The organism is Nitrosomonas sp. sh817 (assembly GCF_030908545.1).
GTDB lineage: Bacteria > Pseudomonadota > Gammaproteobacteria > Burkholderiales > Nitrosomonadaceae > Nitrosomonas.
On the sequence record NZ_CP133083.1, the window covers coordinates 1623446 to 1647097 of the forward strand.

The following is a 23652-nucleotide window of genomic DNA, read 5'->3' on the forward strand; positions in this document are numbered from 1 at the left end:
TCGATTTCATTTTTTAAGCTGCGTTTTCTGCTGAGATTTCTATGACCTTCGCCACGCATTCATTAATTCGAAAATTTACTGCAAGTCCAATTCGTTCCATCCTATTAATAAGCTCAATATTGACTGTCTTATTCTTGATTGCCGCTGGCTTGTTACTACGCGGAAGCCTGCCGCAATACGATGGCGAAACCGCGCTGCCGGAATTGGCTGCACCAGTGACGATTGATCGGGATGCACTCGGCAGTGTCACCTTAACCGGCCTTAGCCGCCTGGATCTTGCGATGGCGATGGGATTTGTACATGCGCAGGAACGCTTTTTCGAAATGGATCTGATGAGACGGCAAGCTGCCGGAGAATTAGCCGAATTGTTCGGGATCGATGTGCTCTCGCATGACCGGAAAATTCGATTGCTGAGACTGCGCGCACGCGCTTCCGCGATCTTGCAGCAATTGCCGGGCGAACATTTGCAACTGCTTGACGCATACCGGGCGGGCGTTAATCACGGTTTGCACGCATTGGCAGTGCGTCCTTTTCCTTATGTGCTTACCCGAACCCGTCCTGTTCCATGGCGCAACGAAGACAGCCTGCTGGTCATATTGGCCATGTTTTTGACATTGAATGAAGAAAATTTTAATCGTGAGCTGGCGCTTTCCAGCATGCGCGCCATGCTGCCTGAACCGGTTTATGATTTTCTTACATCGCCGGCGGGAAACTGGGACGCGCCCTTGCTCGGTGAATTCATGCAACTGCCGCCGCTGCCCTCTGAAAATGATATCGATCTGCGAGCGATTAATGCGCAAAAGCCGGCGGATGATTTTTCCCGGACCGAGCAATCGCCCGGCAGTAACAGCTTTGCAGTCTCGGGGCAATTAACCGGCGGCGCTGCAATTGTCGCGAATGACATGCACTTAAAGTTACGCGTGCCCAATGTATGGTTCCGGGTGCGTTTGATTTATCCGGATGCTTCGTCCGCCCGGTCTCACGATATAACGGGCATCAGCTTGCCGGGCGTTCCATCCATCGTGATCGGTTCCAATCGTCATATCGCCTGGAGTTTTACCAATAGCCACGGTGATTTCTCAGATTGGGCTCGGATTCGTATCAACGATACCGATCGTGCGCAATATCGCAACTCAGATGGCTGGCAACCGCTCCAAATTTTTACCGAAACGATTCGTATCCGGAACGCGCCGGATGAGCAACTCACAATCTCCGAAACCGAGTGGGGGCCGATTATTGCGCAAGATCATGATGGAACACCGCTTGCATTGGTGTGGACTGCGCTGCAGCCGGACGCAATCAACCTCAAATTGCTGGAATTGGAGCGAATCACAACGGCTGGGGATGCCGCCGGCATCGCGCGCCAATTCGGCATCCCGGTACAAAATTTCATTGCCGGCGATCGTAACGGCAATATCAGCTGGACACTGGCTGGCCGCATTCCCGGCAGGTTCTCCAGTTACGATCCGCAAACGCCTGCGGATTGGTCGCTGCCCGGCGCCGGATGGCGCGGCTGGCTGGATTATGATTTGTATCCGCTGCTTCACAACCCTGACTCGGGGCGGCTATGGTCAGCCAATGCTCGCGCCGTTTCGGCGGAGCAACTCAAATTGATAGGTAACGGCGGTTACGACTTGGGAGCAAGAGCGACGCAAATTCGCAATCGTTTGTTTGAGCGCGATCAATTCTCCATTGTTGACGTACAGGCCATTCAGCTCGACGATCGCGCATTGCTGTTAACTCGTTGGTTTGAATTGTTACAAAAAACCGCTGAATCATTCGATACTCGCGCGAAATGGCTGCAACCGGTGCAAACGGCGCTGGCGGATTGGACCGGCAAAGCATCGACGGATTCGGCGGCATATCACCTTGTCCGAGCATTCCGCTATGAAGTCATGGATACCTTGATGAATGGTTTTGTAGCGCAGATCCGGCGAAACGATCCGGAATTCCAGTTTCCTCGGCTGAGCCAAACCGAATGGGCCGTGTGGCAATTACTCGAACAACAACCGCTGCACTTGCTTCCAGCGCCGCATCAGAACTGGAATGAATTACTGCAACATTGCCTGCAGGCAGTCGCGGCTCGGATGAATCAAGATGGCCGCTTTATCATACAAAAATGGGGCGCCGTAAATTCCGCGCAAATCAAGCATCCTTTCAGCCGGCAATTCCCGGATTGGATCGGGCGGTGGCTGGATATGCCCAGCGATCCATTGCCAGGGGATCATAATATGCCGCGTGTGCAATCCCCGAACTTTGGCGCTTCGCAACGCTCAGTCATCGCTCCCGGCCAGGAAGAATTGAGTTATTTCGATATGCCCGGAGGGCAAAGCGGGCATCCGCTCTCACCGTATTACGGCAGCGGCCATACTAACTGGGCTCAAGGGAAACCAACACCCTTTTTACCCGGCCTGGTTGATCGTCAAATGAAGCTGGTGCCACCCAATTGATCCATCCCGTTTCCAGTCGATAAAGGACCGGATAGAAATCGTAAATCCGATGTCGCGGTTCATATCGGTCAATGAAGTTGTTTTGCGTTATACCGGGTTGGTTGAATTTTTCTTCACAAGATCCTGCAGATACTTTTCAAAGCCATCTTTTAGCTCCGGGTGCTGTAAGGCAAATTCCACCGTTGCTTGCAAATAGCCCGATTTACTACCGCAATCGTATCGTTTTCCGGTAAATTCATAGCCTAAAACCGTTTCATCTTTTAGCAATTTAGCAATCCCATCGGTTAGCTGGATTTCGTTTCCGGCGCCGCGTTCAGTTTGTTCCAGCAACTTGAAAATGCGCGGCGTCAAAATGTATCGGCCCACTACCGCCAGATTGGAAGGCGCTGCGTCAATCGCCGGTTTTTCGACAATGGCATTCACTTTTGACAGATTTTTCGCCATGATCGAGCTGTCGATAATTCCATACCGGTGGACGGTATCGTGCGGCACTCGCTCAATTCCTAATATCGAACAATGATGCTGGCTATAAATATCAACCATTTGACTCAGGCAGCAGCGTTCACCCGCTTTGATCAAATCGTCGGCCAGCAAAACCGCAAACGGCTCATCGCCGACCACCGATTGGGCGCACAAAACCGCATGACCGAGGCCCAAGGCTTCCACTTGGCGGATGTAAATGCAATCAATACGCGATGGCAGAATATCGCGGACCACATTCAGCATATCCCACTTGCTCTCCGCTTCCAGTTTGGCTTCCAGTTCGAATGCTTTATCGAAATGATCCGGAATTGAATTTTTATTTCTGCCGATAATAAAAATTAACACATCAATCCCGGCAGCAACGGCTTCTTCGGCAGCGAACTGAATCAGCGGCTTATCGACAATTGGCAGCATTTCCTTGGGATTTGCTTTGGTCGCGGGCAAGAAACGTGTTCCCAATCCGGCAACAGGAAAAACCGCTTTCTTTATCGCTTTCATTGGCTGCTCTCCTTAAAAATTAAACAATAGAAAGTAAAAATTTATAAACAATATCAGGACTCACAATCACTGCTGATAACCGCTTGGATTCCCGCTCTGCCAGCGCCAGCTGTCCCTGCACATCGCCTCCAAATCAAATCGCGCTTTCCAGCCGAGTACTTGGGACGCCAGTTGAGGATCGGCATAACACGCCGCAATATCACCGGAACGCCGAGGCGCTATCTGATACGGAATCCGGCATCCACTAACCTTTTCATAAGCACGCAACACATCCATGACGCTATAGCCCTGCCCTGTGCCTAGATTTACGGTCATGCAACCGGAAGATTGATCATTTTGTGCGCTATTGATGTTTTTTAACGCCGCCAGTGCGCGGATATGACCGATAGCTAAATCAACCACATGAATGTAATCACGCACGCCAGTACCATCGTGCGTCGAGTAATCGTTACCCCAAATATTCAAATGCTCTCTTCGACCTACCGCAACTTGCGCGATAAAAGGCATCAAATTGTTCGGGATACCTTGCGGATCTTCACCGATTAAACCACTGTCATGCGCACCCACCGGATTAAAATAACGCAATATGCAAATCCTCATCAAAGAATCGCTGCGGTACGCATCGCGTAGAATTTCTTCAATCATCCATTTACTGCGGCCATAAGGGTTAGTGGGCGACAATGGATGATCTTCAGTAATAGGCAAGTAAACCGGATCGCCATACACCGTAGCGGAAGAGCTAAAGACGATCGTTTGAACATGGCATGTCTGCATCGCTTCCAGTAATCGCAAAGCACCGACGACGTTATGATCGTAGTAATTGAGCGGCTTTGACACAGATTCGCCGACGGCCTTTAAACCGGCAAAATGAATAACTGCATTAGCCCGGCTCTGTTGCAATGCAGCGATCAAAGCACTGCGATCCCGGCAATCGCCCTGGATAATTTGTAATTTCCTGCCGGTGATCCGCTGCACACGAACGAGTGCTTCGGGGCTGCTGTTACTAAAATTGTCAAAAACGGTTACATCATACCCAGCATTCAACAATTCAACGCAAGTATGCGACCCGATATACCCTGCTCCGCCTGTAACAAAAATCATAAAAGAACCTAATGAAAAATAACAATTACTGCAACCGTATCCTGCACAATCTGCAGGATTGCATTTTGATATTCACTACTAAAATGATGCTTAAAAATTATGACAACGCGATGTCATGGATCAAAGCAGATAATTAATTCCTGCGCCAAAATGTTTTCACGCTCCATCATTAATTTTATGAAGTGCTGAGTTACTCATAAAATCCAATGGATTATCATTTGGCTCGATTTTCTCATAATGTTCTGCAGGGCAAAATACAAATCTGACGGGCTTTTTCAGTAGTTATTGCGATCTGATTAACACCTGGAACTTAGGCAATACGGCTTACCGGCTAACATTTGAGGATTAAAGCGAGATCATAACTTCCAAGCAACAACTACCGGACCTGTTCCACGTCACTTGCCAAAAATTAAAATTGTTTTTTTAAACAAAGTGATATGTGATTAAGCGGTTGTAAGTTATTTATATTGGCAACATCCTTCATTATACTTAATAAACATAATCTTATGTAATATAATGAATGTGCATTGTTAGATTGATGAATTTACCGCCGATCGAATCATTCCCGCTGATAGGTCTTTTATTACGGTGCCGGAATCAGGTATAATGCTGCGCTTTGGGTCGTTAGCTCAGCCGGTAGAGCAGCGGACTTTTAATCCGTTGGTCGGCAGTTCGAATCTGCCACGACCTACCAAATAGAATAAGGGGTTAGTTAAACACTAACTCCTTTTTTCTTTTTGAACGTGACAAAAACGTGACAGATTCACAACATTCCCGCCACGTCCATCCTCGATTCTAGCCGCCGCAACCCTTAAATGCTCGGTTGCATACTTAGCATAGCGATCCACCATAATTCTAGATTTCCAGCCACCTAAATCCTTTAATTCATCGCAGCTTGTCCCAGCCTGTCGATGCCATGAAGCCCAAGTATGTCTGAGATCATGAAACCGAAAATCTTTTAATCCTGCTTTAGCTAGAGCGGTATGCCATGCACTATTTGTAACTTCCCAGAGAATCGGTTTGCCTTGATAGGTAAAACAAAACTGCTCATGCTTACCCATTTGTTCCTGCAAAACTACCACTGCATCCGCATTTAACGGAACGCCTCTCGGTGTGCCATTTTTAGTACGATTCAACCATGCAGTGCGTCGATCTAAATCGACTCGATTCCACTCCAATCCGGTTATCTCACGCGCCCGGCAGCCTGTTGCCAGTGCAAACCGGATCAATGCCGCCAGGTGTTCAGGTGCAGCTGCAATCAATCGATCTGCTTCTTCTCTGGTTAACCACCGATCCCGTTCCACTTCGCCAGGCAATAAGCGAATTTTAGGGATGCTATCAATCCACTGCCATTCATCGCGCGCCATTTTCAGCAAATTGCGAATCAAAGCCAGATAACGATTCACCGTTGCCGGTGTGTTACCCTTCTTGAGTTGTCCCTGTACCACTGACCAAATCACGTCACCGTTAATTTGATTCAATGTCAGACTTCCCAAATAGGGATCAAGCATCCGGCAAATCCGATTTACATCCCGAAAACTACGCAAACTCGCTTTGATTGTGAGATACCGTACTACGGCTTCTTGCCATGAGCGTTGGGGTTTAATACCGAAATGATGTTCACGAAATGCTTCAAGCCGGATTTTGGCTAGCAGTGCTTCGGCATCTTGCCGGTTTTCAGTCCCAGCGCTTTGGCGTATTCTTTTGCCGTTTGGGAGCGTTGTTGCAATCCACCAGAAGCGAGAATCTTGTCTCCGGTAGACTCCTTCTTGGGTTTGGGCCATATTGCCTCCTTCTTAGCCCGCCCGTGCTCGCCTTGCTTATATTCTTCTATCCAGGCATCCAGGTCAACCCTGTCATAAAGACTGCGGCGGCCTATCTTGATACAAGGAATATCCAATTCCGTCAGTAATGTGACACCGATACCGAGATATTGCGCCGCTTCTTCTTTAGATAAGCATCGAATGGCAGGCAGGGGCAGACTAACTTTACCCATCGTTATTCACCGTCTGACTGCTTCCGGTACTCAGTGGCAGATTTATCCAGCTTGGCTTTTTCTTCGGATTCGATATCGCGATTCAGGATAGTATTGAACTGACGCGCTTTAATGGCTACCTTTTCTTTGATGAAATCATCGAAAGATAATCCCAGATTGAAACTTTTTTCTTCGAAGTGCTGACAGAAAGCCAATTTATAGGCAGCAAAGCCCTGATCGAAGTTTGTGATTTGCTCGCGCGCCATGAAGGAAGTAAGAGAACTTAATGCACCACGGAAAATCATTTCATTGCTGGGAATCCGTGCAGAACTGAAACGTGGCAATAAAGGATTGTTATCGGTTTGCCAATCTACCGATGATAAATAGCCCCATAATGGATGAATCGGCCAGCGTGAACGGGTTTTATCTTCCGGATTGGGTAGCGTTAACCGTAGCCATTCGGTGGTGGCATAGCTCCATAAGCCGTTGAGGTTATCCATTACCTCGGTAAGCTTACCTAAGCCCTTTTGCGTGAGTACTTCCCGTTTTAATTGAAATTCAAGCCGCCATACCGGATCGTATCCATTCCATCCGGCTTTATGCCACAATTCGAGCAGATAAGCTTTCCTGGATTGTTTTATTTCCAGTGTCTTGTTATACAAACGGCAACTGATAACTCCCCCTGCCCCGATCATCCAGCCGGAGAATTCCCGCTCAACCGAATAAGTATTGATGGCTGCTGCACGCGTAACCCAGGCATGACGATCCCAGCTTTCCATATTTTCCGAAGTGACAAAGTCCACAAACAGGTCGATCCGGCTGACATTGGCGGATTCTTCTATTGTTCCCAGTTGCTTTAGCACCTGATGTAAAGCCTTTTCCGCATCCAATGGCGCCTTATGCGTCAGATATGCACTGGAAAGCTGAACATAAGCAAATGGAATAGACCGGCTACGGGATAGCTGAATGTGGAAAGCATTATCTCTCAGCACATACGGAAAGAATCCTTTGCCGCTGCTTTTTACTTCAAAGATATGCTCATTGATTGGATATTGGGCAAGCGCTTGCTCATGCAACTCAGACGACTGCGCAACCTGCTTTAGTTCTTGTAACTCTTCATCCACTTCCGGCAATAATTCCCCCGGATAGGATAAATAAAGACTATCAACTCCAAACCTTAAAAACTTGAAATACTCTCTATTGCTGTTATTGGGTACTGTGTTACTAGGTGGCGTACCCTCTGGGGATAAATCTGACTGATGCAGCGCATCCGTCGAATCTTTTTCCACCTCTCCCTCGCATCTATCCTCCTCGCTGAAGCTCGTCGTCATCTGCGTTGGTTCGGCGGCTTCGATTTTATTAGATGCTACAGATTCAGGTAAAACGTTTATTTTTTTCTTCATGATAAAATCTCGTATCCACGGCGATCATGCAAATATTGCTGCATCGCAACGGATACGAACTTTATGCATCAAGACAAAGAATCTGAATGCACTAAACAACCACCGGCTAAAGCCGGTGGGTTTGAGTTACGGACTGAAAGTCCGGATACGCGTCGACTAAACGACGCGTCTTATTCCGGCTCCATTTTAAAATTGTCGTTTGGATTTGGCTCAAAATGATGCTCCAAGTATTGTGATCATCTCTTCTGTCATCTGGCCTACTGTCACGCAGAAATACCCTCGCGCCCAAAAATGCCTTCCCCAGTACCGCTTCTTCAAGTGAGGAAATTCTTCAAACAGATAGCTCGATGTTCGTCCTTTTAGCCGCCTCATGATCTCACTCGGAGCCATCTCCGGCGGACAACTCACCAGAATATGCACATGATCCTTACTTACTACACCCTGTACAATTCCGATTTCAAATGCTTCACACGTCTGACGAACCAACTCTCGTACTCGTTCTGCTACTTCTCCCTTCAGAATCTTATATCTATACTTCGTTACCCATACAAAATGATATTCAATCTGATAAACCGTATGACTTCCATATCTATAATCCATGCCACACCTCCTGTGTGGCATATTCTCGCAGCTAAAGCTGACCGGCTGAAGCCGGTGGTTTTAACCTTATGATGGACAATAAAAATTATTTTTTAGTGCATTGACTAATAGCCGTTTTTCTGCTTATTACGGTATTCGATACGTTTCTTAATTACAGAATTTTCATCTTCAATGTAGCCCTTGTCGCCATTCAATCCCATTCCGTTATACAAATCCAGAATCTCGCGCGCTTTCATATCATTTAGCCATTTAAACCCATCCAGCACAGCAAATAACATATATAACGCTGGATAATCAATCCTGCATTTAATAGCGGGACGGTCGATATATGCTGTAACTGAATTCAAAAAATTAGGGTCTTCACCTGTCTGGAGGCGTGCATAGGTATCGCGAAAGTAAGGATGGCCCGTCAAAATATTTCGATCTATCTGTATAGCTCTGCAGAAAGCTTTCTTATCACCTTTTAGTGCTAGTGGTACAAGTGTAGTCAACTTTTGACCGTGTACCATGAGCGCAATATGGTTGTAAAAATAGGCATAAATATAAGCAAAGAATAACTGCATTGAGAGAAAAATTTCTCTCTTTTCGTTCTCAGACAATGCTTCCAATTCTTTTCGAGCAATTTCCTGATCTTCGTTGGTAGCATTAGAAATCTTTTCAAACAGATAAAAAAGATCGCCCCCTAGCTTTTCACATAAATATGAATCCACAAACTTGAGTTTCTCATCCTCTTTAATAGCTTGAAATTCATCATCAAATTGGTTTAGTTGCTTTGTTGGATCTCCAGGAAACAAAGATTTCATTAAGCACGATAAGATTCTATTTTCTTCTTCGTAAGCCAGCACATATGAATCATCAAGATTTGAATTTTTCCGAATTTGTTCAAATTCTTTAGGCATCTTAATCCAGCCATTACGTTTAGCCATATAATCCATCAAAAGCCCAACACATATAGGCACCAGTTCCGAAGCCAGTTTTATGGCAATGGATTTTTCTATACGAGGTTGCATATGTAGCTCAGAATTCCATTGATTAGACTAAACAACCACCGGCTAAAGCCGGTGGGTTTGAGTTACGGACTGAAAGTCCGGATACGCGTCGACTAAACGACGCGTCTTATTCCGGCTCCATTTTAAAATTGTCGTTTGGATTTGGCTCAAAATGATGCTCCAAGTATTGTGATCATCTCTTCTGTCATCTGGCCTACTGTCACGCAGAAATACCCTCGCGCCCAAAAATGCCTTCCCCAGTACCGCTTCTTCAAGTGAGGAAATTCTTCAAACAGATAGCTCGATGTTCGTCCTTTTAGCCGCCTCATGATCTCACTCGGAGCCATCTCCGGCGGACAACTCACCAGAATATGCACATGATCCTTACTTACTACACCCTGTACAATTCCGATTTCAAATGCTTCACACGTCTGACGAACCAACTCTCGTACTCGTTCTGCTACTTCTCCCTTCAGAATCTTATATCTATACTTCGTTACCCATACAAAATGATATTCAATCTGATAAACCGTATGACTTCCATATCTATAATCCATGCCACACCTCCTGTGTGGCATATTCTCGCAGCTAAAGCTGACCGGCTGAAGCCGGTGGTTTTAACCTTATGATGGACAATAAAATTCCAGATTAAGAGATAGATAAATGTATCTGTCATATTAAATATCTGGATATATCAGTTTCTAACGGACTATCTTTGTACTTTGCTGAGGTTTTATGTATTCGGTGTACTAGATAATTATTAATAGATTTAAAAAGGAAAAATATGAAAGCAAATGCAATAGGTATAAATCACGTGGCATTAGAAGTTGGGGATATAGAGGAAGCCATAAAATTCTATAGCGATTTCTTGAATTTCGAAGTTCAGGAAAAAAATGAGATGCAAGCATCTATTTATTTTGGAGATCAATTTATCAATTTCATAAAAAATGATAATAGACAAGCCGATCAAAAGCGTCATGTTGGCATAGCAGTGGACAATAAGGAATTGGTGAGACAAACACTTGAGCATATGCGAGTTAAATTTCTAAGTGGCTCTTTTCTAGATTTTCTTGATCCTTGGGGAAATCGTATTGAAATAACGACGTATAGCAAGATTCAATACACTAAAGCTGATCATGTATTACGGGGAATGGGTCTGGGTCATCTTAAAAAAACTGAAGAGGCACTTGCAGAATTGAATGCAAAAGGTCTAGGACCTACTCAACGCGATAATAGTTAACTTAGAAATAAACCAATGCTGATAATGACTTCAGAAGGGCTTTATTGTCCACTTAGCGATTTTTACATATAGTCGTGAAAACACATAACTATGGTGAAAACTTTTACGTCAATGGCGTTCAGATTTCCTTTCATTCAACTGGGTATATTCTGGGATCCGCACAAATTCATATTAATCACTGTGGTGAAATTTAGATTGGAGGATGTATGCATAAAAAATCAATAATTATAACAATTAGTTTTATGTTATCGATTTTTGACGTTTAATGCAGTTGTCTCCTGAAAATGACACTAGTACTTTCCCATGGATAGATCGTGTTCCATTATTGCAGTGACCCGATTGAGATCGCTGCCCTATAATATACGGCTGCTTGAATCTGCAATCGTGGATGTAGCGATGGATAAATATATGCATATAATCAATTGCATCGTTCTTCAGCAAATTCATGCTATCTCAGAATGGGAGAACAGCTTTAAGCCAGAATGCAGTTCCATCAGCGCGATTCCTGACTGCCGTATCTATTTGGTATTTACCGGTAATGAACCATCCCCGTCCACTATCGTAACGTATTGACGGACCTATCGCATAAGCACGCCCCTTATTATTTGTAACCGATTCGCCATTTTGGGAATCATTAGTGACCTGCCAGTAAGCATAACCACCGATACCTAATACCCAGCCTCTTCCCACCCCCCAGCCTAGGGTATAGTCAATAATAAGCTCTTGTCCGGACAGGTAATTTGTATCTTTATTTTGGAGATTATATGTCCACATCGCCTTGATACCCATATTCAAGCCGGTTGGATCAATACGAGTAATGCCAAGAACAGGTTGAATTGCCCAGTGATTTCGGCCAATATTTGCAATGTTATCCTTATGATAATTTCCAGTTGGAGCAAACAATTCAAGCGCAGCCACGCTATGTAATTTATCACTGAGCTGCCAGCCTAATACTCCTCCTATCGTCATATCCCCGATACCTGTTTTATTTTGAAAAACTTCCGGAGCAACCTTAACATTGAGGTTCACAATAGGCATGATCGTGTGAAAACCTAATGAAGCCCCCATAATATTTATTGGTGTGATCCATACAACTCGAGGGACAATAGCGCTGGCAGTCACCCTGAAAGACGGGTGTGATACAACCTCTCCCTCATTATCACGAATTTTATCAGCACTGTAATGCCGTCCCCACAGCATCCCGTAAACCCCGGGTTTAGGTAACGCACAACAGATATATTCCTCAGCCCCAAGCGGATAAATACTGCCTCCGCCTTCAGTAGCAAATGCTGTACCAGCCTTACTTACTATTACCAGCACAAAAAGTGTGTGCCTATAGATCGTCATTGAGATAGATCATGGCGACATTTCTGCCACTTCCATATATGTACTGCTCCACAATTTGTTACTAGGCGGTTAAGAATACAGAAAGAATAACAACCATTAATACCAGATGCCATCATCACCTTCTTTCAGGCATGATCCATTTGCATCCAGTCCGTATGCACACTCTATTTTTTCACCAGCAAGTTTTTTTTCATAATTCTCTCTTTCCCTTTCATTAATCGTCACCGAAGGACGACCACATGCAGCTATCAGCATAACTAACAAAGCTAACAAAGTAATAGTAGCTACATTGATAATACGCTTCATAAAAATAACCCCCTATAAAATTTACAATAACTTTACTTTTTACCAACCCGAGATCAATTTGCACTATTTGATGGATAAGGCTCCATGTAATAAGCATCGAATCTTCTGCAAGTTAGGAACGATTCAGCGAAGTATGTGCATTATTTAGTTCCACTTGGTATCGGTGTAATAGAATCAGCTCCAACAAGATCAACATAAATCCGAATGGCTCAATGTTCACCCTTTCTTTTTGAAGTTTCTCACGCAATTATTCATGATGATTGCACTTAATTTTTCAATGTAGAATTATCTATTGCTTCTTATATAGAATAAATACCGTTTTTTGGATATGATTGATCCATTAATGGAGCAATTAATATGGAATTTTTGAATGACATGGCCTTATTCGTGGAAGTTGTCAGGGCTAGGAGTTTTCGCGGGGCCGCCGATATTATTGGGATCCCGAACTCAACCCTATCGCGACGGATCAGTGCGCTGGAGAAGATGATCGGATTGCGTCTTTTGCATCGCACAACACGCAAGATCACATTAACCGAGGCTGGTCAGATTTATTTCGAGCGCTGTAAGCGCATCGTCGAGGAAGCCAAGCTCGCGCACGAGCAACTCGGCGAAATGCTCAAGCAGCCCAGTGGCGTGCTACGCGCTTCGTTGCCTGTAGATTTTGCCGTGATCTACATGACACCCTTAATCGCCGAATTTGCAAGACTATATCCGGGCATCGTCTTCGATTTCGATCTTACGTCACGGCGGATCGATCTGGTGAGTGAGCCTTTCGATGTAGCAATCCGCATTGGAGAACCGGAGAACTCGCAATTGATCGCGCGCCCATTGGGCGTGCTCCCTGTGTACCTATACGCTTCGCCTCGTTATCTTGAGCGTGCGGGAGAACCTGCCGAGCCAGCCGATTTGGCGCGCCATGAGTGTTTAGGTCTCATGAAGACTGGCACTTGGATATTGCACGATGGAGAGAACACCGCCAAAATTTCTATTGGCAGTCGATTCACACTCAACAGTGTCGGCATGATTTGCCGCTTGGCGACACTCGATATGGGCATCATCATGATGATGGAGAAAATTGTCGCTGATGATCTTGCGCGTGGGCGATTGCGTCGCGTACTTCCCCAATGGTACGGCACTCCAGTCTCCATCTACGCTGTTACGGAAACCCGATTACTGCCCGCAAAAACACAGCACTTTATTAAGTTCCTGCAGGAACATTTAAGTAAAGTTTAACAGGAAGCCAAAATGAAAGCTCCGTTGACTGGGATTGCAATGTAAAACATTAGCTTGTGCCCTGGTCAGCACCAGCTGGGCAAAATAGTGTGATTATGTAAGAGAGTATTTAATATTAGAAGAGATTTTCTACTGAAGCTCGCCACTACTATAATGCCATTGTCGCATATCAGTATAGTTACTACTTTCTTACTTTCGCGTACAGCTATTAAGAAAACTCTAAGAATAAAACGTGACAATTCTGACAATTATTGACGAGTGTTAGCGAGCACTGACGAGTTTAATGTTAATAAAAACAGTTAGATATCATACCTTTTAATCCGTTGGTCGGCAGTTCGAATCTGCCACGACCTACCAAATCGAAGAGGTTGGTGAAAAACACTAACCTCTTTTCTTTTTCAAAACAGGCCGCAATGCATCTGGCGGCATTAAATTAGTGGCCTTGCGTTGTGTAAGCGTGCCTGGTGCAGATTCCGTAAATATCGTCTCCAGCAGCGTGACAATGACGCCCGACACGGCAAATCCATCTCCTTCATCAGCCAGCCAATTCAGGAATGCGGTGAAATTCATGGAAAAAGATCGTTGGTATAAGGGACTCCGAAATAACCTGCGGTTTTCTGTTCGATGAATTCATGACATTCAACAATTACGCATAAAAACATAGCGTGCATGCTTACAGCGCCATGCACACGGCTGTTGATTTATTCGATCGCCCTACGCTGCACCTGCATCGGCCAGACACCTTTTTCAATCACTTGCCGGCTATCAAAAGCGAGGTAGCTTTGGCGCCCGTAATGCGGCAGCGGGCGCAACAGAGCTTCGAGAGCGGCAGCGTCGGCTACGGAAACCACCGCCAGCGTCGCACCATCCGGCCGGGCGACGGTCCATACTTGCGCGCTGCCTTTTGCCGCGATGGCTTGCGGAATGCCGGGTAGCGATTGCGCTTCCAGCCAGCGTTCGATATCCGCCTGCAGGCCGATAATTACAGCCGGAGCGGCGGTAAGCGTTTGGTCATCGGCGAGCAATTCCGGCGTCCGGCGTTGCAGTTTTTCCGCAAGCGCTGCGGCAAGCTGCCGGATATCGTCTTTGTCCGACAAGATCAGCGTTTCCGTTGCCGGATGCACCATCACATCGCGCAGGATCGGTGGCGCTTCCTGCGGTGCTAATTTCCGGAACAGCCGCAGGTCCGGATCGAGCAACACGGCTTGCGGTGTTCCGGAAAGTTTTAAGGTAAATGTCTGTTGCGTTTGCTGCAAATCGAGCCGATGCGAGACCGGTCCTTGACCGGTTTCAACCACGACCGGCACTTGCAATTGATACGCCGGTTCCGATTGCGTCAACATCAGCGTTAATTCATAACCGCTATCCACTGCGCTGCTCGCCGCCGCAGCGATTGCGATATCCGGTGCCCCCGAACGTTCGAGCCATTGCGAAAAAAACGGCTGCAACGATTGCCCGGAAACAATTTCAAACATTTTTTGCAGATCGCTCCACGGCGTGATTTTAAACCGGTGCGTAGCCCACAATCCCTGCAAGCCGCGCTGGAACATGGCTGACCCTAATTGATCGCGCAGCATGAAAAATAACATCGCCGCTTTGTTATAACCGACGATCTTTGATGCATCATGCGTGCGCGAAGTGAATGCGGTGAGCGGCTGATCCTGCCCCGGCTGCAACGCGGCAAAATCGCGCAGCCAACCCAGGCGCATTTCCCGCGCGGCTTCCTCGCTTTGTTCTTCCTGATACGCATGATCGGCCATGAACGTGGTCAGGCCTTCCGACCAGTTACCGCTGCGATAATCCGGATAAATCCCGTTACCCCACCAATTGTGCAGCACTTCATGGCCTAATGAGGTATGACGGATAAACGGCAGTTTCAATACGTCGATACCCAGATAAGTCAGGGTCGGCATACCGAATCCTGTCGGCGTCGGACTCGATACCACGCTGAATTCGGAGTAAGCATACTCGCCGATTTGTGCCTCGTAGCGCGCCAGATATTGTTTCACCGCATCCAGGTAATCAGCCGCCAGTTCGTGGATTTGCGGATGAAAATAAGTCCGCAATTGCACCGGCTTCTGCTTGATGTTGTGATAGGTTTGCATCTCGATTACATACGGCCCGGCCATCAAGTCGATGCCCTCGGCGGGCTGGGAAAATTCAAACACCGCGCGATAGCCTTCTTCGGTATCGGATTCTTCAGCCAAACGCCCGGCGACCAAACCTTTGTAGCCGGGCGGCAGTTCGATTTTTACTTTGTACTTGGCCAATTCACCGGCTATGCGCGGATACCAGTTGGCGCCGTCCGGTAAAAAACTCCCGTCCGCACCGCTAACCGCAAGCGGTTTTCCCAGTGTTTGATGATGATCGAGTGATGTATCGAGCGTATCCAAAACGCCGTGCCAGCGGATCAGAAACTGGATTTGCTGGCGGAAATGAAAAGGAATATTCCAGATATGCGGTTGACCGGCCTGCTCGCGCCCTTGTCCTAGCGGACCGTCGTTGAATTCCGCCTGCGTGACCTCGTACGCCGCGCCCAATATCAATTGCAACTCCCGCGGCCGTTCGACGGTAATCATGCTGACGCCTTCGATCGTGCGTTTAACGGGATCAATGGTCACCGTCATATCATATTCGATCTGATTAAATTTGAACGGTGATGGACGCGCCAATGTATTGCTGCTGATAACACTCGCCAAAATCAGCAACAAACCGGCTCTGAACAATACTAACGGTGTCATAAGGTTAAACCGGGAAAGTTACGATTTGAGCGGTGGAAATTTCGCGATAATTTCCATGTCTTGATTATCGCGCTTAATTTTAATCGGCAGCCAGGTTCCCGGCGCTTGCCGCCGCACGATGTTGATCACGTCTTCAGTCGTTTGCAGCGATAATCCGGCCATCTCCACGATGACGTCGGATTCCATCAGTTTGGCAACTTCGGCAATACTGTTTTTTTCAACCTGCAAAACGACTGCACCGCCGCGCCCCATTTCATAGCGGATTCCAAGCCGCTGGAATTGCGGCCGGATTAATTCCGGAACGTGCGGCAAAACGCCGAATACCGCATCCGCAACACCGGCCACCAGTTGCTTGCAGGATTTATCGCCATCCCAAGGCAATAACGCCGAAACGTTTCTGACCCCTAAGTCTTGCAATTGGTGCGGCACACCGAAACCGTGCAGCACATGACCGGAGCCCATCACACCGACAACCAGCGGTTTGCCCGGCGTGACGGAGCCGTTGACGGCTTGCTGCAACACATGCGCCATGGCCCGGTCCCACAGCAATTGACCATCGATAAATTTGCGGAAATCGGGATCGTGTTGCGATATCTCCCCTCCCTGTTTATCTCGCCGATCATGCTGTTTGTAAATCGGCAACAAATAATCCATATACGCCTGGCTCGGCTCGGCCGGGCGCGTCAAACCTTCGCGGTCTTCGACCGGCACGCCGTAAAAACCTTTTTCCGCCACCTGGCGGCGCAACTTGGTTTCAATATTCAGCGCCAGCATCGGAATCCGGTTCATTCGCGCGAAATGAAACAGCGGCAAATACAAATTCGGATCGGTATTCCACACATGATTCCAATCGGACGCGCGTAAAAACTCCTGTTCCGTCAATTCACCCGCAACCCAGCGGTCAAGTGCCGCTTGCACCCGGCGAGGAAACATCTCAAAACCGATGACCATATCCGGACGTTGCGCATGCAATGCCGCCAATGTTTGCAATTGCCAGCGGTGATGGTCAGCATTGACATGCGTTTCGCCTAGCAATACCACCTCCGCTTTCGCAGCGCGCGCAATCACCTGCTGCTGCGGGATTTTGCCGGATCCCGGCGTCACCCAATCGCCCAACGGCACGCATTGATTCGAAGCCGGTTTTTTCGACGGCGTCACTACGGCATGCGCCGGATTCAATACCAGCCCCAATGCCAGTACCGCGAAACCTAAAAAACGATTACCTTGATGATCAAGAAAATTTGCCATTTGAATTGTTCTTTTAGTGAGTTAAAAGGTTTTTACGGCTATCCGATCCATTTGCGCGCATTGCGGAACAAGCGTATCCACGAACCATCCTCCGCACTGTCATTGCGTGCATCGGGATGCCAGGAATGTTGCGTCACCCGGAAGACTCTTTCCGGATGCGGCATCAATACGTTAAAACGCCCATCCGGCGTTGTTAAACCGGTGATTCCTTGGATTGAGCCATTCGGATTATACGGATAAATTTCCGTGACTTGATCGCGATGATCGATATACCGCAGTGTCACCAGATTAGCCGCTTGCTGCACCTGCTCAGCAGCCGCAAATTCCGCTTTTCCTTCTCCATGCGCCACCGTGACCGGCATGCGGCTTCCCGCCATGCCATCGAAAAACAGCGATGGGCTTTGCTGCACTTCTACCATGACAAAACGCGCTTCAAATTGTTCCGACAAATTGCGTTTAAATCGCGGCCAGGCGCTTGCGCCCGGGATGATCTCCTGCAAATTGCTCATCATTTGGCAGCCATTGCATACGCCTAATGCAAAGGTACCGGAACGCTGGAAGAATGCCTCGAATTCATCGCGCGCACGCGTATTGAACAAAATTGACTTGGCCCAGCCTTCACCCGCGCCGAGCACATCGCCGTACGAAAATCCACCGCAAGCCACAAAACCCTGAAAATCCTTCAACGAGACACGCCCGGCTATGATGTCGCTCATATGCACGTCGATCGCGGTAAAACCGGCGCGATCGAACGCTGCCGCCATTTCGACGTGACCATTGACGCCTTGTTCGCGCAGGATCGCAACCGACGGACGCGAACCGGATTGAATAAATGGCGCTGCGATGTCATCGCATGCTTCGTAACGCAACGCAATCTTCAAACCAGGATCGTCCGTATCCAGAATACGATCGAATTCCTGTTGCGCGCACACCGGATTGTCACGCAAATTTTGCATCTGATAGCTGGTTTCCGACCAGGCGCGCTGCAAATCCACGCGTTTCTCCGCCAAAACCGGTTTGTTGTCGCGCATCAGGCGGATCTCGCCGGATTGATTCAAGTGGCCGATGACAAAACTATGATCGCGCAAGCCGGCTTCGTCCAAGATCCGCATGACTTCCGAGCGTTTCGCGGCGGCAATTTGAATGACCGCACCCAGTTCCTCGCTGAACAATACCGCCAGCAAACGCTCCTTGAAACGCCCGCCCAACTGTCCGGCGCGCGTTTCCGACCCGTCGATGTCGCTGCTGTGCGGATCGAAACATAATTGATCCAGATTGACCGTCAATCCGGTATGGCCGGCAAATGCCATTTCACACAGCGTCACCAATAAACCGCCATCGGAACGATCGTGATACGCCAATAACAAGTCAGCCTGATTAAGGCATTGAATCGCGCCAAAAAAAGCTTTCAGCCGCGCCGCGCCGAATTCGCCGTCGATGGTCGGCGCCAGATTACCGGTCTGCTTGTAGACTTGCGCCAGCGCGGAACCGCCGAGGCGGTTCAATCCCTGCCCCAAGTCGATCAGAATCAGTTCGGTTTCACCGCAATCGGTGCGCAATTGCGGCGTCAGCGTTTGACGCACATTGGAAACTGTCGCGAATGCCGAGATGATCAGCGACAACGGCGCGGTCACTTCCTTGCGCTCACTCGATTCTTCCCATGCGGTCTTCATCGACATCGAATCTTTTCCGACCGGAATGCTGATGCCAAGCTGCGGACATAATTCCATGCCGACGGTATGAACCGCATCGTACAATCCGGCGTCTTCGCCGCGATGACCGGCGGCCGCCATCCAGTTGGCCGATAATTTGACAGTTTCAATACGCTCGATGGCCGCTGCGGCGATATTGGTTATCGCTTCACCAACCGCCATGCGCGCCGACGCTGCCGGGTCGATCAGCGCCAGCGGCGTGCGCTCGCCGATAGCGAAGGCTTCACCCAGCACCGTCTGATAGCCCATGCTGGTCACTGCGGCATCGGCCACCGGAATCTGCCAAGGCCCCACCATTTGATCGCGCGCCGATAATCCGCCGACGCTGCGATCGCCAATGGTAATTAAAAAAGTCTTGCAAGCGACCGCGGGCAAGCGCAATACCCGGTAAACCGCATCGGTTAATTCAACATCGGTCCAATCAAGCCCCGGCAGCACCCGGCAATCGTGCATCACATCGCGCGTCATTTTCGGCGGCTTGCCGAGCAAGACCGGCAACGGCATATCGACCGGCGGTGCCGAGGACTGCGGATCATTCACTTGCAGCAATTCATCGGCGGTGGCCTCCCCGACCACGGCAAACGGACAACGCTCGCGTTCGCAAATGCGCTGAAACAACTCCAGCGATTCCGGTTTGATCGCCAATACATAACGTTCTTGCGCTTCGTTGCTCCAGATCTGCATCGGCGACATGCTGGTTTCTTCCGAAGGCACGGCGCGCAAGTCGAAACGCCCGCCGCGCCCGGAATCATGCACCAGTTCCGGAAACGCATTGGAAAGACCGCCCGCGCCGACATCGTGGATAAACAAAATCGGATTTTCCATGCCGCTGCGCTGTAACTGCCAGCAACGGTCGATCACCTCTTGCGCGCGCCGCTGCATTTCCGGGTTACCGCGTTGCACCGAATCGTAATCCAGTGCCTCGGTATTCGCGCCGGTATCCATGCTGGAAGCCGCGCTGCCGCCCAAACCGATGAGCATGCCGGGGCCGCCCAATTGAATCAGCAATGCACCCGGCGGAAATTTTTCCTTGCGCACATGCGCATCCGCAATTTGACCAATGCCGCCAGCCAGCATGACCGGTTTGTGATAGCCTCGCATTTCGCCGCCAACGCGTTCTTCGAAGGTGCGGAAATAGCCAGCCAGATTGGGGCGGCCAAATTCATTATTGAACGCCGCGCCGCCGATCGGGCCTTCCAGCATGATTTGCAGCGCCGACGCAATCCGCCCCGGTTTGCCGTAAGATCCTTGCCCTCCCAACCGGTCAACCTCCCACGGTTGTACGAAACCCGGAATATTCAGATTGGATACCGAGAAACCGCACAAACCGGCTTTCGGCTTCGCGCCTCGTCCGGTCGCGCCTTCATCGCGGATCTCTCCGCCGACACCGGTTGCAGCGCCGGGAAATGGGGAAATCGCGGTCGGATGGTTATGCGTTTCCACTTTCATCAATACATGCGTTTTTTCGCGGGCATAACCGTAGGCTTGCCCGTTTCCCGGATAAAACCGGTCGATGTCCGCGCCTTCGATGACGCTGGCATTGTCGGCATACGCCACCAAGGTGCCTTGCGGATGCTGTTGATGGGTGTTGCGTATCATCGCAAACAACGAATGATTACGCGGCTTGCCGTCGATGATCCAGTCCGCGTTGAAAATTTTATGGCGGCAGTGCTCGGAATTGGCCTGCGCAAACATCATTAACTCGACATCGGTCGGATTGCGCTGCACTTGCTGGAAATGTCGCAGCAAATAATCGATTTCATCCGCCGACAACGCCAATCCCATCGCTTGATTCGCTTGCCGCAACGCATCGATGCCGCCGCCGGTCACGTCGACGGTATTCAGCGGTTTCGGCGGAAAGTGCTGAAACAACCGATCGGCATCGTCCAACGACGCCAGCACAGTCTCGGTCATGCGGTCGTGCAGCAATGGTTTCAGCCGGGATATCTCTTCAGCGGATAAAGGAGACTTGCAGCGTAGGTAATACGCAATGCCACGTTCGATGCGCTCAACCGCGTCTAGCCCGCAATGATGCGCGATATCGGTGGCTTTGCTCGACCACGGCGAAATCGTGCCAGGACGCGGCACGATCAAATAGAAATCGCCGTTTTCCGGCATAAGGTTTCGCGATGGCTGATGATTCAACAGCTTGCGCAATGCCGTCATTTCATCGCTCTGTAAATCGCGTGTTACCGGGCAAAAATGCCAGTATTCGGTATCAATCTCAACTATCGGAATATTTAACGCGCTGAATTGTTGTCGTAATTTTTCCAGCCGGAATGGCGACAACGCACGTCCACCACAAAATTGAAGCATCAAAGGCAATCGTTCGAAGATTAAAAGTTTGCAATTTTACACGAGAAGATGTACTTATCGCTGATCATCGTCCCATTTGCACGGTCATTATGATTGCTACCGATCCCGTTTTCTTTACCGCTCAAATCCGCGATATCGAGCAACAAGCCATGAAACTGCCCAATCCGCCGCCGCTGATGGAAAAAGCCGGCCTGGCGGCAGCGCAGGCGATCCGCGACCGGTTGTTGAAACGCTCGAATCAGTCAATCCTGGTGCTTGCCGGTCCCGGCAATAATGGCGGTGACGCTTTTGTCGTGGCGCGTTACCTCAAGGGATGGGGTAACACCGTCACCGTAGTATTCGCGGGCGACCGCAACCGCATTCCAGCCGACGCCAAACAAGCACTACAAGTTTGGCTGGCATGCGGCGGCGATCTTCATCCCGGCATACCGGATGGCGACCGCAATTGGGATGCAGCAGTGGATGGATTGTTCGGCATCGGTCTGGATCAATCGAACAACCGGCCTATCGAAGGTCAATACCGGGATTGGATCGAAACCGTCAACCGCATGGCAACGCCGGTCGTCGCGCTGGATATTCCATCCGGCCTGGGCAGCGACGACGGCTGTATTTACGGCGTCGCCATCCGCGCAACGCTGACGATTACTTTTATCGGGCGTAAACCCGGTCTGTACACCAATTTCGGGCCGGAATGCTGCGGTGAAGTGATTCTGTGCGATCTGGGCATTCATTTACCGTCAGCGCCGCAACCGCAAATTTGGCTGCTGAACCATATGCTCGCCGCATCCCTATTGCCGCCGCCCCGTTCTGCCAATAGCCATAAAGGCTCGTTCGGTAATGTCGCGATTCTCGGCGGCTCGGCCGGCATGACAGGCGCTGCGCTGCTGGCTGGCCGGGCGGCGTTGCATTCGGGCGCCGGGCGGGTTTATGCCGGATTATTGGCGGAAAATGCACCGGCGGTGGACTTCTTCCAACCCGAACTGATGCTGCGTCCGCCATCCGGACTATTCGAATTGACACAGTTGCATTGCTTGATCGCCGGTCCCGGCCTGGGACAATCGGCGCAAGCCCTGGCATGGCTCGAAACCGCGCTGGACTGCAATCATCCGCTGGTGCTCGACGCCGATGCGCTGAATTTGCTCGCGCAGCATCCGAATTTAGCCAACCGGCTCAAGCAGCGCAACGCCCCCGGCATCCTAACCCCGCATCCGGCGGAAGCCGCGCGCCTGCTGAATACCGACAGCGCTGCGATACAAAGCAACCGCATGAATGCCGCGTTGCAAATCGCGCAAAAATTCAACAGCTATGTCGTGCTGAAAGGCGCCGGCAGCATCTGCTGCTTCCCCGACGGCAAACGCTACCTCAACACCAGCGGCAATCCCGCGCTCAGCACCGCCGGTACCGGTGATGTGCTGGCGGGCATCATCGGCGCGCTACTTGCCCAAGGCCTGAATCCCGGCCCGGCATTGCTGCTTGCGGTTTATCTGCACGGCGCCGCGGCAGACCGCTGGTTGCGGCAACATCAAGGAATGCTGGGAATGACAGCGTCAGAAGTGATCGTGGAAGCACGCTCGCTGCTGAATGAGTGGATTTATCAGCACGCATCGAATTTTATGAATGATGGTAGTGCTTGAAAGCCGATTTGGGTGGATATTGCAGAAAAATTATCATCAAAAATTTATAAATATAGAAAATAATTATTTATTATCAGATAATTTTATGTTTTCAATCGCTTTTATTTTTTTGAGATGGTTTTCTTTGGATTAACAATAGCGGCATCAACAGAAAATGGTAAAGGTTCATTTACATGTTCAATACCTATACGATTTAATATGGATAAACTAGCTGGAGCAATATCAGAGTGTTCTGTTGAATGCCCGATATTGATCGCACTTTGCAAAAAAGTAGCAGTTAAAATCCAGTTACCTTCATGAATATTTTGATCTTTTAACATCAATCCAATCAATTCTTTAGTCGAATAATCAATCCTTGTTATCTCAGCCATTTATT

Annotated in this window: 17 protein-coding genes, 1 tRNA gene and 2 pseudogenes; 5 read left to right on the plus strand and 15 right to left on the minus strand. The window is 48.9% G+C overall.

Features of this window, described 5'->3' with window-relative positions:
• The first annotated feature begins 149 nt into the window (after positions 1–149).
• A complete protein-coding gene (locus RBH92_RS07640; RefSeq protein WP_307931527.1) occupies positions 150–2450 on the plus strand; it encodes a penicillin acylase family protein in 2301 nt (766 codons plus the stop codon).
• An 87-nt stretch (positions 2451–2537) separates the two neighbouring features.
• Here RBH92_RS07640 and galU read toward each other — a convergent pair whose 3' ends face one another.
• Together galU and galE are read right to left on the minus strand one after the other, a co-directional pair.
• Positions 2538–3431, minus strand: a complete 894-nt coding sequence (gene galU, locus RBH92_RS07645; RefSeq protein ID WP_292923942.1) for a UTP--glucose-1-phosphate uridylyltransferase GalU — start codon at positions 3429–3431, stop codon at positions 2538–2540.
• Positions 3432–3497: 66 nt separating this feature from the next.
• The gene (gene galE, locus RBH92_RS07650) at positions 3498–4532 is read right to left on the minus strand and encodes a UDP-glucose 4-epimerase GalE (RefSeq protein WP_307931528.1); all 1035 of its coding nucleotides are present in this window, start codon (positions 4530–4532) and stop codon (positions 3498–3500) included.
• 618 nt (positions 4533–5150) lie between these two features.
• Here galE and RBH92_RS07655 point away from each other — a divergent pair.
• A tRNA-Lys gene (locus RBH92_RS07655) sits at positions 5151–5226 on the plus strand.
• A gap of 25 nt (positions 5227–5251) precedes the next feature.
• On the opposite strand, the gene RBH92_RS07660 is transcribed toward RBH92_RS07655, so the two are convergent.
• The 6 genes and pseudogenes from RBH92_RS07660 to tnpA (RBH92_RS07685) all read right to left on the minus strand — a co-directional run bounded on the left by RBH92_RS07660 (position 5252) and on the right by tnpA (RBH92_RS07685) (position 10056).
• On the minus strand, positions 5252–6262 hold the full coding sequence (locus RBH92_RS07660; protein WP_307933942.1) for a tyrosine-type recombinase/integrase: 1011 nt from the start codon (positions 6260–6262) through the stop codon (positions 5252–5254).
• Positions 6181–6528, minus strand: a complete 348-nt coding sequence (locus tag RBH92_RS07665) for a helix-turn-helix domain-containing protein (protein WP_307931529.1) — start codon at positions 6526–6528, stop codon at positions 6181–6183. Before RBH92_RS07665 ends, RBH92_RS07660 begins: the two co-directional genes overlap by 82 nt.
• A 2-nt stretch (positions 6529–6530) precedes the next feature.
• Entirely contained in the window at positions 6531–7910 is a 1380-nt protein-coding gene (locus RBH92_RS07670) for a replication initiation factor (protein WP_307931530.1), read from the minus strand.
• A gap of 170 nt (positions 7911–8080) precedes the next feature.
• Positions 8081–8510, minus strand: a pseudogene (gene tnpA, locus RBH92_RS07675) (IS200/IS605 family transposase).
• Positions 8511–8614: 104 nt separating this feature from the next.
• Complete coding sequence (locus RBH92_RS07680; RefSeq protein ID WP_307931531.1) at positions 8615–9520, minus strand: hypothetical protein; 906 nt, start codon at positions 9518–9520, stop codon at positions 8615–8617.
• 106 nt (positions 9521–9626) lie between these two features.
• Positions 9627–10056: pseudogene (gene tnpA, locus RBH92_RS07685) on the minus strand (IS200/IS605 family transposase).
• A 227-nt stretch (positions 10057–10283) separates the two neighbouring features.
• On the opposite strand from tnpA (RBH92_RS07685), the gene RBH92_RS07690 reads away from it, so the two are divergent.
• Positions 10284–10739: a VOC family protein gene (locus RBH92_RS07690; RefSeq protein WP_307931532.1), complete on the plus strand. Its 456-nt coding sequence runs from the start codon at positions 10284–10286 to the stop codon at positions 10737–10739.
• 453 nt (positions 10740–11192) lie between these two features.
• Here RBH92_RS07690 and RBH92_RS07695 read toward each other — a convergent pair whose 3' ends face one another.
• Together RBH92_RS07695 and RBH92_RS07700 are read right to left on the minus strand one after the other, a co-directional pair.
• Positions 11193–12086 carry a SphA family protein gene (locus RBH92_RS07695; protein WP_307931533.1) on the minus strand — a complete coding sequence of 298 codons (894 nt, stop codon included), beginning with the start codon at positions 12084–12086 and terminating at the stop codon, positions 11193–11195.
• Positions 12087–12182: 96 nt separating this feature from the next.
• Complete coding sequence (locus RBH92_RS07700) at positions 12183–12392, minus strand: hypothetical protein (protein ID WP_307931534.1); 210 nt, start codon at positions 12390–12392, stop codon at positions 12183–12185.
• A 357-nt stretch (positions 12393–12749) separates the two neighbouring features.
• On the opposite strand from RBH92_RS07700, the gene RBH92_RS07705 reads away from it, so the two are divergent.
• On the plus strand, positions 12750–13625 hold the full coding sequence (locus RBH92_RS07705) for a LysR family transcriptional regulator (RefSeq protein WP_307931535.1): 876 nt from the start codon (positions 12750–12752) through the stop codon (positions 13623–13625).
• Between the two features lie 381 nt (positions 13626–14006).
• Here RBH92_RS07705 and RBH92_RS07710 read toward each other — a convergent pair whose 3' ends face one another.
• The 4 genes from RBH92_RS07710 to purL form a co-directional block, all read right to left on the minus strand.
• On the minus strand, positions 14007–14195 hold the full coding sequence (locus RBH92_RS07710) for a hypothetical protein (protein ID WP_307931536.1): 189 nt from the start codon (positions 14193–14195) through the stop codon (positions 14007–14009).
• A 131-nt stretch (positions 14196–14326) separates the two neighbouring features.
• Positions 14327–16366 (minus strand): M1 family metallopeptidase, encoded by a 2040-nt coding sequence (locus RBH92_RS07715; RefSeq protein ID WP_307931537.1) that lies wholly within the window; start codon positions 16364–16366, stop codon positions 14327–14329.
• Positions 16367–16384: 18 nt separating this feature from the next.
• Complete coding sequence (locus RBH92_RS07720; RefSeq protein ID WP_307931538.1) at positions 16385–17614, minus strand: ChaN family lipoprotein; 1230 nt, start codon at positions 17612–17614, stop codon at positions 16385–16387.
• A gap of 38 nt (positions 17615–17652) precedes the next feature.
• Positions 17653–21642 (minus strand): phosphoribosylformylglycinamidine synthase, encoded by a 3990-nt coding sequence (gene purL, locus RBH92_RS07725; RefSeq protein ID WP_307931539.1) that lies wholly within the window; start codon positions 21640–21642, stop codon positions 17653–17655.
• Between the two features lie 89 nt (positions 21643–21731).
• Here purL and RBH92_RS07730 point away from each other — a divergent pair, with 89 nt between their 5' ends.
• Complete coding sequence (locus RBH92_RS07730; RefSeq protein ID WP_307931540.1) at positions 21732–23276, plus strand: NAD(P)H-hydrate dehydratase; 1545 nt, start codon at positions 21732–21734, stop codon at positions 23274–23276.
• A 101-nt stretch (positions 23277–23377) separates the two neighbouring features.
• Here RBH92_RS07730 and RBH92_RS07735 read toward each other — a convergent pair whose 3' ends face one another.
• On the minus strand, positions 23378–23647 hold the full coding sequence (locus RBH92_RS07735; protein WP_307931541.1) for a hypothetical protein: 270 nt from the start codon (positions 23645–23647) through the stop codon (positions 23378–23380).
• Between the last annotated feature and the right edge of the window lie 5 nt (positions 23648–23652).

What these genes read in the sequence shown, in the direction of transcription:
- galU (WP_292923942.1), bottom strand. Translation starts at nt 3,431, where the DNA reads ATGAAAGCGATAAAGAAAGCGGTTTTTCCTGTTGCCGGATTGGGAACA.
- RBH92_RS07680 (WP_307931531.1), bottom strand. Translation starts at nt 9,520, where the DNA reads ATGCAACCTCGTATAGAAAAATCCATTGCCATAAAACTGGCTTCGGAA.
- RBH92_RS07690 (WP_307931532.1), top strand. Translation starts at nt 10,284, where the DNA reads ATGAAAGCAAATGCAATAGGTATAAATCACGTGGCATTAGAAGTTGGG.
- RBH92_RS07735 (WP_307931541.1), bottom strand. Translation starts at nt 23,647, where the DNA reads ATGGCTGAGATAACAAGGATTGATTATTCGACTAAAGAATTGATTGGA.
- RBH92_RS07705 (WP_307931535.1), top strand. Translation starts at nt 12,750, where the DNA reads ATGGAATTTTTGAATGACATGGCCTTATTCGTGGAAGTTGTCAGGGCT.
- RBH92_RS07670 (WP_307931530.1), bottom strand. Translation starts at nt 7,910, where the DNA reads ATGAAGAAAAAAATAAACGTTTTACCTGAATCTGTAGCATCTAATAAA.
- RBH92_RS07715 (WP_307931537.1), bottom strand. Translation starts at nt 16,366, where the DNA reads ATGACACCGTTAGTATTGTTCAGAGCCGGTTTGTTGCTGATTTTGGCG.
- galE (WP_307931528.1), bottom strand. Translation starts at nt 4,532, where the DNA reads ATGATTTTTGTTACAGGCGGAGCAGGGTATATCGGGTCGCATACTTGC.
- RBH92_RS07730 (WP_307931540.1), top strand. Translation starts at nt 21,732, where the DNA reads ATGATTGCTACCGATCCCGTTTTCTTTACCGCTCAAATCCGCGATATC.
- RBH92_RS07695 (WP_307931533.1), bottom strand. Translation starts at nt 12,086, where the DNA reads ATGACGATCTATAGGCACACACTTTTTGTGCTGGTAATAGTAAGTAAG.
- RBH92_RS07665 (WP_307931529.1), bottom strand. Translation starts at nt 6,528, where the DNA reads ATGGGTAAAGTTAGTCTGCCCCTGCCTGCCATTCGATGCTTATCTAAA.
- RBH92_RS07710 (WP_307931536.1), bottom strand. Translation starts at nt 14,195, where the DNA reads ATGAATTTCACCGCATTCCTGAATTGGCTGGCTGATGAAGGAGATGGA.
- RBH92_RS07720 (WP_307931538.1), bottom strand. Translation starts at nt 17,614, where the DNA reads ATGGCAAATTTTCTTGATCATCAAGGTAATCGTTTTTTAGGTTTCGCG.
- purL (WP_307931539.1), bottom strand. Translation starts at nt 21,642, where the DNA reads ATGCTTCAATTTTGTGGTGGACGTGCGTTGTCGCCATTCCGGCTGGAA.
- RBH92_RS07700 (WP_307931534.1), bottom strand. Translation starts at nt 12,392, where the DNA reads ATGAAGCGTATTATCAATGTAGCTACTATTACTTTGTTAGCTTTGTTA.